At 59.8% G+C, this 10907-nt stretch carries 8 protein-coding genes and 1 tRNA gene; 4 read left to right on the top strand and 5 right to left on the bottom strand.

From position 1 onward, the window contains the following. Positions 1–40 precede the first annotated feature (40 nt). The 4 genes from B3N48_RS02095 to rluD all read right to left on the bottom strand — a co-directional run bounded on the left by B3N48_RS02095 (position 41) and on the right by rluD (position 5063). Positions 41–116: transfer RNA gene (locus B3N48_RS02095), tRNA-Asn, on the bottom strand. A gap of 354 nt (positions 117–470) precedes the next feature. After that, positions 471–3035: an ATP-dependent chaperone ClpB gene (gene clpB, locus B3N48_RS02090; protein ID WP_296178876.1), complete on the bottom strand. Its 2565-nt coding sequence runs from the start codon at positions 3033–3035 to the stop codon at positions 471–473. 331 nt (positions 3036–3366) lie between these two features. After that, entirely contained in the window at positions 3367–4092 is a 726-nt protein-coding gene (gene pgeF, locus B3N48_RS02085) for a peptidoglycan editing factor PgeF (protein ID WP_296179130.1), read from the bottom strand. An 8-nt stretch (positions 4093–4100) separates the two neighbouring features. Then, on the bottom strand, positions 4101–5063 hold the full coding sequence (gene rluD / locus B3N48_RS02080; RefSeq protein WP_296178875.1) for a 23S rRNA pseudouridine(1911/1915/1917) synthase RluD: 963 nt from the start codon (positions 5061–5063) through the stop codon (positions 4101–4103). Positions 5064–5214: 151 nt separating this feature from the next. On the opposite strand from rluD, the gene B3N48_RS02075 reads away from it, so the two are divergent. The 4 genes from B3N48_RS02075 to B3N48_RS02060 all read left to right on the top strand — a co-directional run bounded on the left by B3N48_RS02075 (position 5215) and on the right by B3N48_RS02060 (position 9540). After that, the gene (locus B3N48_RS02075) at positions 5215–6231 is read left to right on the top strand and encodes an outer membrane protein assembly factor BamD (RefSeq protein WP_296178874.1); all 1017 of its coding nucleotides are present in this window, start codon (positions 5215–5217) and stop codon (positions 6229–6231) included. 144 nt (positions 6232–6375) lie between these two features. Further along, complete coding sequence (locus B3N48_RS02070; protein WP_296178873.1) at positions 6376–6615, top strand: PP0621 family protein; 240 nt, start codon at positions 6376–6378, stop codon at positions 6613–6615. Further along, complete coding sequence (locus B3N48_RS02065) at positions 6605–8197, top strand: sensor histidine kinase (RefSeq protein WP_296178872.1); 1593 nt, start codon at positions 6605–6607, stop codon at positions 8195–8197. The genes B3N48_RS02070 and B3N48_RS02065 overlap by 11 nt, the downstream gene beginning before the upstream one ends. Positions 8198–8199: 2 nt before the next feature. Continuing rightward, on the top strand, positions 8200–9540 hold the full coding sequence (locus B3N48_RS02060; RefSeq protein ID WP_296178871.1) for a sigma-54-dependent transcriptional regulator: 1341 nt from the start codon (positions 8200–8202) through the stop codon (positions 9538–9540). 69 nt (positions 9541–9609) lie between these two features. Here the strand turns inward: B3N48_RS02060 and thiO are convergent, their stop codons facing one another. Then, positions 9610–10731: a glycine oxidase ThiO gene (gene thiO, locus B3N48_RS02055; protein WP_296178870.1), complete on the bottom strand. Its 1122-nt coding sequence runs from the start codon at positions 10729–10731 to the stop codon at positions 9610–9612. Positions 10732–10907: the final 176 nt, after the last annotated feature.

Raw genomic sequence — 10907 nt, 5'->3', positions numbered from 1 at the left:
CCGGACTGCGCTATACCCCGACGGTACTACCTCTGGAAATTGGCTCCGTGACCAGGACTCGAACCTGGGACCCAATGATTAACAGTCATTTGCTCTACCGACTGAGCTATCACGGAACGATTCTTTCAAATCAATCAATTTCAGATGCAGCGTTTGACGCGCTTCAACACAACAAATTCAGTATTTCTGTGCGAGACGAATCAAGCACCCACCGCTCTGAATCTATTGCATTTTCAGCCCCTTTGACCTGTCTGCATCGCTGCGTTCACGTCTCTGAGGCGCGCTATTCTACATTCCCAGAAACAGGTGTCAACCCTCCAAATTGCTTTTAAGACAATGATTTGCGACTTTTTTTCGAGAAGGCCTGCGCGGCCCGAAAAACGCAGGATAGAGCCCCTTTTCAGGCGCTCGTGAAAAAGGGCGCCCCCGTAGGAAACGCCCTTTCTTGTTTTCTATATAGAAGCAAGCGATCAGACGAATGCGATCTCGTCGTTCTCCACCGTGCCCTTGATCGTGCTGCCCGGTATGAAGCCGCCGGATAAAATCAGCTGAGCCAGCGGGTTTTCGATCCAGCGTTGAATCGCACGTTTGAGAGGACGCGCGCCATAGACCGGGTCGTAGCCCACCGCAATCAGCTTCTCCAGCGCTTCCGGCGTGAGTTCCAGAGCCAGGTCACGCTCGGCCAGACGCTGACGCAAACGGCCCAACTGAATGTCGGTAATTCCCGCAATCTGGTCGTGACCCAGCGGTTCGAAAATCACCACCTCGTCGACCCGGTTGATGAACTCAGGACGGAAGTGTGTGCTGATGGCGTCCATCACCGCCGCACGTTGCGCTTCACGATCACCCACCAGTTCCTGAATGCGCGCGGAGCCCAGGTTGGAGGTCATGACGATCACTGTATTGCGGAAATCGACGGTCCGGCCGTGGCTGTCGGTCAGTCGCCCATCCTCCAACACCTGCAGCAGAATGTTGAAGACATCCGGGTGAGCCTTCTCGACCTCGTCCAGCAGGATCACTGAGTACGGTTTGCGACGCACGGCCTCCGTCAGGTAACCCCCCTCTTCGTACCCGACATAGCCAGGTGGCGCACCGATCAAACGCGCCACCGAATGCTTCTCCATGAACTCGGACATGTCGATGCGGACCATCGCCTCTTCAGTGTCGAACAGGAATTCGGCCAGCGCCTTGCACAGTTCGGTTTTACCCACCCCGGTCGGGCCGAGGAACATGAACGAGCCGCTCGGGCGATTCGGGTCGGACAAGCCCGCCCGCGAACGACGCACGGCATTGGCCACGGCCACCACCGCTTCGTTCTGCCCAATGACGCGCTGGTGCAGCAGGCTTTCCATTTTTAGCAGCTTGTCGCGTTCGCCTTCGAGCATCTTCGACACGGGAATCCCGGTCCATTTCGACACGACTTCGGCGATCTCTTCTTCGGTTACCTTGCTGCGCAGCAGTTGATTTTCCGGCTTGCCGTGTTGATCGACCATCTGCAGGCTGCGCTCCAGATCGGGAATCACCCCGTACTGCAATTCGGCCATGCGATTGAGATCGCCCCGACGACGAGCGGCTTCAAGCTCCTGGCGTGACTGTTCGATTTTCTGCTGAATCTGCGCAGAACCGGTCACCTCGGCCTTTTCAGAGGTCCAGATTTCTTCCAGATCAGCGTACTCGCGTTCCAGCCGGCCGATTTCTTCCTGAAGCTTTTCCAGGCGTTTGATCGCAGCGTCATCGTCTTCCTTTTTGAGCGCCTGGGATTCGACCTTCAGTTGAATCAGGCGACGCTCTAGACGATCCAGCACTTCAGGCTTGGAGTCGATTTCCATGCGAATGCGGCTGGCGGCTTCGTCGATCAGGTCGATGGCTTTGTCCGGCAACTGCCGATCGGTGATGTAGCGGTGGCTCAGCTTGGCCGCTGCGATGATCGCGCCGTCGGTGATCGCGACTTTGTGGTGGACCTCGTAGCGCTCTTTCAAGCCACGCAGAATCGCGATGGTGTCTTCTTCGCTCGGCTCGTCCACCAGCACTTTCTGGAAGCGCCGCTCAAGGGCTGCATCCTTCTCTATATATTGACGGTATTCGTTGAGGGTCGTCGCACCCACGCAATGCAGCTCACCCCGCGCCAACGCAGGCTTGAGCATGTTGCCGGCGTCCATGGAACCTTCGGCTTTGCCTGCGCCGACCATGGTGTGCAGCTCGTCGATGAACAGGATGATCTGCCCTTCCTGCTTGGACAGCTCGTTCAGCACGGCTTTCAGGCGCTCTTCGAACTCGCCGCGAAATTTGGCACCGGCAATCAGCGCGCCCATGTCGAGGGACAGCAAACGCTTGCCGCGCAGGCCATCCGGCACTTCGCCGTTGATGATGCGCTGAGCCAGACCTTCGGCAATTGCGGTTTTGCCCACCCCAGGCTCACCGATCAGCACCGGGTTGTTCTTGGTGCGGCGCTGCAGCACTTGAATGGTCCGGCGAATTTCATCGTCGCGGCCAATCACCGGGTCGAGCTTGCCTTCTTCAGCGCGCTTGGTCAGGTCGACGGTGTACTTGTCCAGTGCCTGACGCGACTCTTCGGCGTTCGGATCATTCACCGCGTCGCCGCCTCGCAGGTTGCTGATGGCGTTCTCCAGCGCTTTCTTGCTCACGCCCTGGCCGAGCAGCAATTTGCCGAGTTTGCTGTTTTCATCCATCGCGGCGAGCAGCACCAGTTCACTGGAGATGAACTGATCACCCTTCTGCTGGGCCAGTCGGTCAGCCTGATTGAGCAGACGCGCCAAGTCCTGCGACATGTTCACATCGCCAGTCGGATTTTGAATCTTGGGCAGTTGGTCGAGTTCTTTGCTCAACGCCTTGCGCAGGCTGTTGATGTCGAAGCCGACTTGCAGCAGCAGCGGTTTGATCGAACCACCCTGTTGTTCGAGCAGCGCCTGCATGAGATGCGCGGGCTCGATGGCGGGATGGTCCATGCCCACCGCCAGAGACTGGGAATCGGATAAAGCAAGCTGAAGTTTGCTGGTTAAACGGTCAATACGCATTGGTCACCTTCCTAATGGGCAGGCCGGAGCAATGAACACACCTTAATGAAGAAAACCTGCCAGATAGCCTTTAGATGTGGCCGATTTAACAGGATTCAAGCGGCGGACGCTTGACACAGGACAACATTAGCTGGCGGGAGGGATTTATGAAGGGGATATCTCGCTAGTAGCAGGGCTTGCCAGCGGAGACGGACCGATATCTCCATTCACAATGCATTCCATTGTAGGAGCGAGCTTGCTCGCGATCGCGCACGTCCAGCCATCGTCGCACTGACTGGACAGACACCATCGCGAGCAAGCTCACTCCTACAGGAATGGCAATCGTCTCAGGTCAGCGTTCGATCCACACCAACGAAGCAAACCGCCCGGTCCGTGCACCTCGACGATACGAGAAAAAACGCTCATCGTCGTACGTCGACAGTCCGCCGCCGTACACCGCCGTCACGCCATGGGCCGCCAAGCGCAGCCGTGCCAGCTGGTAGATATCGGCCATGAACTTTCCACCGTTGACGCTCGGCGTGAAGGCCTCCGCCGTCTGCGGATGGGTCGCCATGAAGGCTTCCCGCACTTCCGGGCCGACTTCGAACGCCTGGGGACCGATGGCCGGCCCCAGCCAGACGAGAATGTCGGAAGGCGCATCGGCGAAACTATCGACCGCCGCCTCCAGCACACCCGCCGCCAAACCGCGCCAACCGGCATGGGCCGCTGCGACCTGCGTGCCCTGTCGGTGGCAGAACAACGCCGGCAGGCAGTCGGCGGTCATGATCGTGCAGGCGGTACCCGGCGTCTTGGTCCAACTGGCATCTGCTTGCATCACCTGAGCAGGCAACGCTTCGACGACGTTAACGCCGTGCACTTGCTTGAGCCAGGCGGGCTGAACATTCAGCGCAGTCGTCAATGTCGAACGATTCTGCGCGACCGCATCAGGATCATCATCGACATGATCGCCCAGGTTGAAACTGTCGAACGGCGCCACGCTGACGCCGCCGGAGCGAGTAGTGACGCACGCCTTGATGCCCACCGGCGCAGGCCAGTCGGGAATCAGCCAGTCCGCCACGAACTCGCTCATCCGATGAACGCCTCGCGGTCTTGCTTGAGCAACGACAGCAGCCAGTTGAAATCTTCCGGCAGCGGCGATTCCCAACTCATGCGCTGACCGGTGGTGGGGTGATCAAGCTCAAGGAAGCGCGCGTGCAGGGCCTGACGCGGGAAGTGTTTCAGCGACTCAACCATGGTCTGGCTCGCTGCAGGCGGGATGCGGAAGCGACCACCGTAGGCAGGATCGCCCACCAACGGGAAGTTGATGTGCGCCATGTGCACGCGAATCTGGTGAGTACGACCGGTTTCCAGCTTGACCCGCACGTGCGTATGAGACCGGAAACGCTCCAGCACACGGTAATGACTGACCGCAGGCTTGCCGCCTTCCATCACGGCCATGCGCTGACGCTGCTGGCCATGGCGGCCAATCGGTGCGTTGATTTTGCCGCCAGCGGTGACCACGCCGATCACGATGCACTCGTAGATCCGGCTGACCGTACGCTTCTGCAATTGGGTGACGAGCTGGGTCTGCGCCTGGATGGTCTTGGCCACCACCATCAAACCGGTGGTGTCCTTGTCCAGACGATGCACGATGCCAGCACGCGGCACATTGATGATGTCCGGCACGTGGTGCAGCAGCGCGTTGAGCAAGGTGCCATCGGCATGCCCTGCCGCCGGATGCACAACCAGACCGGCCGGCTTGTTGATCACCAGAATCTGGTCGTCTTCATAGACGATATCCAGCTCGATGTCCTGGGCGACCCACTCGCCCTGGGCTTCCTGCTCGGCTTTGAGGATCAGCTCCGCGCCGCCATGTACGATGTCGCGCGGGCGCAGAACGCCGCCGTCCACAGTCAGGCGGCCGTCTTTGATCCAGGCGGAAAGGCGCGAGCGCGAGTGCTCGGCGAAGAGTTGGGCGGCGACTTGGTCGAGGCGTTGACCGCCCAATTCGGACGGCACCTCTGCGCGAAGTTCAATGATCTCAGACATGCTCAAACTAGGAGGTGGCACTGGCCTTTGGTTTCGGCTGTGCGCTTGTGGTTAAATACGGCGTCTTTTGTCCCGGGGGTTCCACGGGGCGCCCATCATAACAGGACGGTCCTGCGCAAGACAGCAGGCCGTTATAGGGACGCAAGCCGCCATGCAAGTGAAACACCTGCTGCTGATAGCCATCCTCGGACTTACTGTTGCCTGTTCTTCGAAGAAAGAAGTCATCGACGAAAACCTCAGTGAAGTCGAGCTGTACCAGCAGGCGCAGGCCGATCTGGACAACAACAGCTACAACAGCGCGAGCGAAAAACTCAAGGCGCTGGAATCCCGCTACCCATTCGGTCGCTACGCCGACCAGGCTCAGCTGGAACTGATCTACGCCAACTATAAGAATGGTGAGCCTGAAGCCGCCAAATCCGCCGCCGAACGCTTCATTCGTCTGCACCCCCAACATCCGAACGTCGACTACGCCTATTACCTCAAGGGCCTGACTTCATTCGACCAGGACGTCGGCATCATTGCGCGCTTCCTGCCGCTGGACCAAACCAAGCGTGACCCTGGCGCCGCCCGCGACTCGTACAACGAATTCGCCCAACTGACCAGCCGCTACCCGAACAGCCGCTACGCACCTGACGCCAAGCAGCGCATGATCTACCTGCGCAACCTGCTGGCCGCCTACGAGATTCACGTTGCCGACTACTACCTGACCCGTCAGGCCTACGTTGCAGCCGTGAACCGTGGCCGCTACGTCGTGGAAAACTTCCAGGAAACCCCTTCGGTCGGCGACGGCCTGGCGGTGATGGTCGAAGGCTACCAGCGTCTGCACCTGGACGATCTGGCCGACACCAGCCTGCAAGTCCTGAAAGCCAACTACCCGGATCACCCGCAACTGGCCGACGGCAAGTTCAACGCGCGCACGCCGGACCCGGACAACCGTTCGTGGCTGTCGAAAGCGACGCTGGGCCTGATCGAGAGCCGCCCTCCGCTGCCGCCGGGAGAAACGCGCGCCAACCAGGACGTGATCAAGCAGTATCAAGACGCCAAGGAAGCGATTCCGGCAGACTTGCTGCCTGAGAACCAGACCGAAGAAACCAAAAACACTGACGACGACGGCACGCCGAAAAGCCGCTCGATCTTCAGCTACATGACGTTCGGCCTGTTCGACTGATCCCGTCTCAGCGCCCGCGCCACACAGAAAGAGGTCCTACGGGACCTCTTTTTCATTTCCGACACGCTGCGACGGCGTTGCTCACTGTGCGCTTGCCAGCGCCTTGGCTACACTGCGACATCTTCACTGACTAAGCTGGTAAACATGATTCGCTTGATTATGTGGGTCGTCCTGATCATGGCCGCGATCTGGTTCTTCAAACGCCTGACCAAAGGCCCTGCCTCCCGGCCAAAACCGGCTGCGCCCGAAACCGACGCCGCTCCCATGGTGCGTTGCGCACACTGTGGCGTTCACGTCCCCCGCGATCGAGCGCTAAGCCAGGACCAGCAATGGTATTGCACCGAAGCGCACCGGCTTCAGGGCCCTGCAGCCCGTGACCGTTGAAACCCTGTCGCTGGCCACCCCACAGGCCCGACGCATCCTGCGGTTGTATCACCTCTACCGCCTGAGCATCGGCATCCTTCTGGTGTTGCTGATTTCCAGCAGTCTGGATGCCGAGTTGCTTGAGCTGGCGGACATCGAACTGTTTCGCACCGGCTGCTGGCTGTACCTGGTGTTCAACATTCTGGTGGTCGTGCTGCTCGAACGACCCACTCGCCAAGGGCAGCTGTTCACCCTGGCGTTGACCGACGCAGTCATGCTCTGCGCCCTGTTTTACGCAGGCGGTGGCGCACCGAGCGGCATCGGTAACCTGATCGTCGCGTCGGTCGCGATCAGCAATGTGCTGCTGCGCAAACGTATAGGCCTTCTGATCGCGGCCATCTCGGCAATCGGCATCATTTACCTGACGTTCTATATCAGCTATCACAAGCCCGCAGCGGCCAACCATTTCGTGCAGGCCGGGTCTCTCGGGGCGTTGTGTTTTGCGGCAGCGATGCTGGTGCAAACCCTTGCGAGGCGCTTGCAGGTCAGTGAGGACATCGCCGAGCAACGCGCCGCCGACGTCGATAACCTCGAAGAACTCAACGCGCTGATACTTCAACGCATGCGAACGGGCATTCTGGTGCTGGACGCCGATCACAAGGTGCTGCTGGCCAACCAAAGCGCCCTGACACTGTTGGGCCACGAGCGTCTGCTCGGTGAGGCCATCGATCTGTATTCGCCCCAATTGGTCGAACGGCTGCGGCAATGGCAGATCAACTCGTCGATGATCCCCCGCAGCATGACAACCTCCGCCATCGGCCCGGTGCTGCGGCCCGGCTTCATTGCCCTGACCCGAGGCCAGCAACGGCATACGCTCGTGTTTCTCGACGACCTCTCGCAAATTTCCCAGCAGGCCCAGCAACTCAAGCTCGCCGCGCTCGGCCGGCTGACCGCAGGTATTGCCCATGAAATCCGCAACCCTTTGGGCGCGATCAGCCATGCTGCCCAGTTGCTGCTCGAATCCGAGGAGCTGGCCGCGCCGGACCGACGTCTCAGTCAGATCATTCAAGATCAATCGCGACGGATGAATCTGGTGATTGAAAACGTGTTGCAGCTGTCGCGGCGACGTCAGACCGAACCTCACCTGCTCGACCTCCGGCAGTGGCTCGAGCATTTCGTCGATGACTTTCGCAGCCGCTTGCCTGCTGACCAATCCGTGCATCTGGACATCGGCTTCGGCACCCTGACCACCCGAATCGATGCCGAACAGCTTCAGCAGGTCATGACCAATCTGGTGCAGAATGGCCTGCGTTACAGCGGCCAGTTACATGAACATGCGCAAGTGTGGCTCAGGCTGTTTCATGACGTTCAAAGCGACCTGCCAAGCCTTGAAGTGCTGGACGACGGCCCCGGCGTCGCCCCCGAGCATCTGTCGAAAATCTTCGAGCCGTTTTTCACCACCGAAAGCAAAGGCACGGGACTCGGACTGTACCTTTCGCGAGAATTGTGCGAAAGCAATCAGGCGAACCTCGATTACACACCACGGGAAGGTGGTGGCAGTTGTATGCGGATCACCTTCGCCCATCCGTTCAAATTGAGTTGAACATGAGCCAACGGCAAAAAATCCTGATCGTCGACGATGAGCCCGACATTCGCGAACTGTTGGAGATCACGCTGGGGAGGATGAAACTCGACACTCGCAGCGCGCGGAATGTCAAGGAAGCCCAGGACTGGTTGGCGCGTGAGCCATTCGACCTGTGCCTGACCGACATGCGCCTGCCCGACGGCAATGGCCTGGAGCTGGTGCAGCACATCCAGAAGCGCCACGCTCAGGTGCCGGTGGCGATGATTACCGCGTTCGGCAGCCTCGACACTGCGATTCATGCCCTTAAAGCCGGGGCGTTCGACTTTCTCACCAAGCCGGTTGACCTGAGTCGACTGCGTGAACTGGTGGGGAGCGCGTTGCGTCTGCGTACGGCGCCGCTCAATGAAAACAGCATTGATAACCGCCTGCTCGGCACGTCGCCGCCCATGCAAGCCTTGCGCAAACAGATCGGCAAACTGGCACGCAGTCAGGCCCCCATTTACATCAGTGGTGAATCCGGCAGCGGCAAGGAATTGGTGGCCCGCCTGATCCATGAACAAGGCCCGCGCATCGACAAGCCTTTCGTCCCAGTCAACTGCGGCGCCATCCCGTCCGAATTGATGGAAAGCGAATTCTTCGGCCACCGCAAAGGCAGCTTCACCGGCGCCCACGAAGACAAGCCCGGGCTGTTCCAGGTTGCCAACGGCGGCACGTTGTTTCTGGACGAAGTGGCAGACCTGCCATTGGCGATGCAGGTGAAACTGCTGCGCGCGATTCAGGAAAAATCCGTGCGCCCGGTGGGGGGGCAACAGGAACAGGTGGTGGACGTTCGCGTCCTGTGCGCCACCCATAAGGATCTCAGCATCGAAGTGGCGGCGCAGCGTTTCCGCCAGGACCTTTACTACCGCCTCAACGTCATCGAACTTCGCGTACCGCCACTGCGCGAACGCCGTGAAGATATTGAAGACATCGCCAACAATGTCCTGCGCCGCTTGGCCGAACAGGCCGACCAGCCCGCTGCCCGGCTGACACCCCAAGCGTTGGCCGCGCTCAAGGGCTACCGCTTCCCCGGCAACGTTCGCGAACTGGAAAACATGCTCGAACGGGCCCATACGCTGTGCGAAAACGACCAGATCAACGCCGATGATCTGCGTCTGGCCGAGCCCGCCACCTCTTCAGAACAGGACGGTCCTAGCCTCGCCGACATCGACAATCTGGAAGACTATCTGGAAAGCATCGAGCGAAAGCTCATCCTTCAGGCGCTGGAGGAAACGCGCTGGAACAGAACTGCCGCCGCCCAACGGCTGAACCTGACGTTCCGGTCAATGAGGTACCGGTTAAAGAAATTGGGACTGGAGTGACCCAAGGCCGTCCAAGGTCAAAAATTGGATACGACCATTCCCGGTTTGGGAATGATCGTATGGGACGCCTCAACGGCTGCAAGCAGGTTGATGAGACAGACGACCGTCTGGCGCATACGGGGCTGGGTCAATGATCGGCGCATCCCCTGTCAGTAGATCCGCCAGCAACTGACACGACGCGGGCGCCAGCACCAGGCCGTTGCGGAAATGCCCGCAGTTCAACCACAGCCCTGGGTGATTCGGCACCGGGCCGATGAACGGAATGCCTTCGGGCGAACCCGGTCGCAGCCCCGCCCAATGCCCCACTACTTCGGCGTCGGCCAGTGCTGGAATCAACTCCACAGCTGATGCTTTGAGGCTTTCAAGCGCGTTGCCGGTCGGGGTTTTGTCGTAGCCCTCGTACTCCAGCGTGCTGCCGATCAGGATGTGCCCATCCCGTCGCGGAATCGCGTAGCGGCCTTTGGCGAGGATCATGCTCGGCAGAAAACCCGCGTCGCACTTGTACAGAATCATCTGCCCCTTTACGGGCTCGACGGGCAATTCAAGCCCGAGCCTGGCGAGGAGATCGCCACTCCAGGCCCCCGCTGCCAACACAACGCTGTCCCCCAGCACGTCGCCCGCCGCTGTACTCACGCCGATGACCCGGTCGTCATCACGCACGAACTCGCTGACCTCACAATCCTCATGGAGCGTGACATTCGGCAGCGCCAGCAACGCGGCTTTCAGCGCCTTCACCAGCCGAGGGTTGCGCACGTTGGCAATATCGGCCATGTGAATGGCGCGTGAGTAACCGCTGCCCATCACGGGCACGGCATCGTAGACCGCCGAAATGTCCACCGAACGCAACGGCCGGTCCAACCGTTGCGCCCACGCCAGCGCCTGCGGCTCATCATCCAGATCGAGCCAGTACAGCCCCGTCGTATGCACTTGCGGATCAATCCCGGTGGCGTCGAGCAGCCGCTCGGCCAGACGCGGATAAAAATCCTGCGACCAATGCGCCAGCGCCGTCACCGCCGGGCTGTAGCGCCATGGATACAGCGGCGACACAATGCCGCCGCCCGCCCAAGAAGACTCCTGCCCCACCCCCGCACGCTCGACCACCACGACGCTTTGCGCCCTGCCCGCAAGGTTGAAAGCGGTCAACAGACCAATGACGCCACCACCGACGATTACCACGCGTTGCCCTGACATGCAGAACCCGATCATCAAGAGAAACCCAAGGCCGATTTTCGCCTGCCACATCGCAGACAAATCGACCCCCAAAAGTACTCGACGACATCACCATGCCACTGGTCCGGCGAATATCCCCGACCATCCACTACATAGCGACTTCGAACCTGAGTAGTATCACCATATTTCGAACGTAA

Origin of the sequence: Pseudomonas sp. UBA1879 (genome assembly GCF_002338065.1) — a bacterium.
In the GTDB taxonomy this organism is placed as follows: Bacteria; Pseudomonadota; Gammaproteobacteria; order Pseudomonadales; family Pseudomonadaceae; genus Aquipseudomonas.
This window is presented reverse-complemented; position numbering and strand designations above follow the sequence as displayed.

Bases quoted from the DNA above. Each gene is read 5' to 3' on its own strand.
- clpB (WP_296178876.1), bottom strand. From the start codon at position 3,035: ATGCGTATTGACCGTTTAACCAGCAAACTTCAGCTTGCTTTATCCGAT.
- rluD (WP_296178875.1), bottom strand. From the start codon at position 5,063: ATGTCTGAGATCATTGAACTTCGCGCAGAGGTGCCGTCCGAATTGGGC.
- B3N48_RS02075 (WP_296178874.1), top strand. From the start codon at position 5,215: ATGCAAGTGAAACACCTGCTGCTGATAGCCATCCTCGGACTTACTGTT.
- B3N48_RS02070 (WP_296178873.1), top strand. From the start codon at position 6,376: ATGATTCGCTTGATTATGTGGGTCGTCCTGATCATGGCCGCGATCTGG.
- B3N48_RS02060 (WP_296178871.1), top strand. From the start codon at position 8,200: ATGAGCCAACGGCAAAAAATCCTGATCGTCGACGATGAGCCCGACATT.
- thiO (WP_296178870.1), bottom strand. From the start codon at position 10,731: ATGTCAGGGCAACGCGTGGTAATCGTCGGTGGTGGCGTCATTGGTCTG.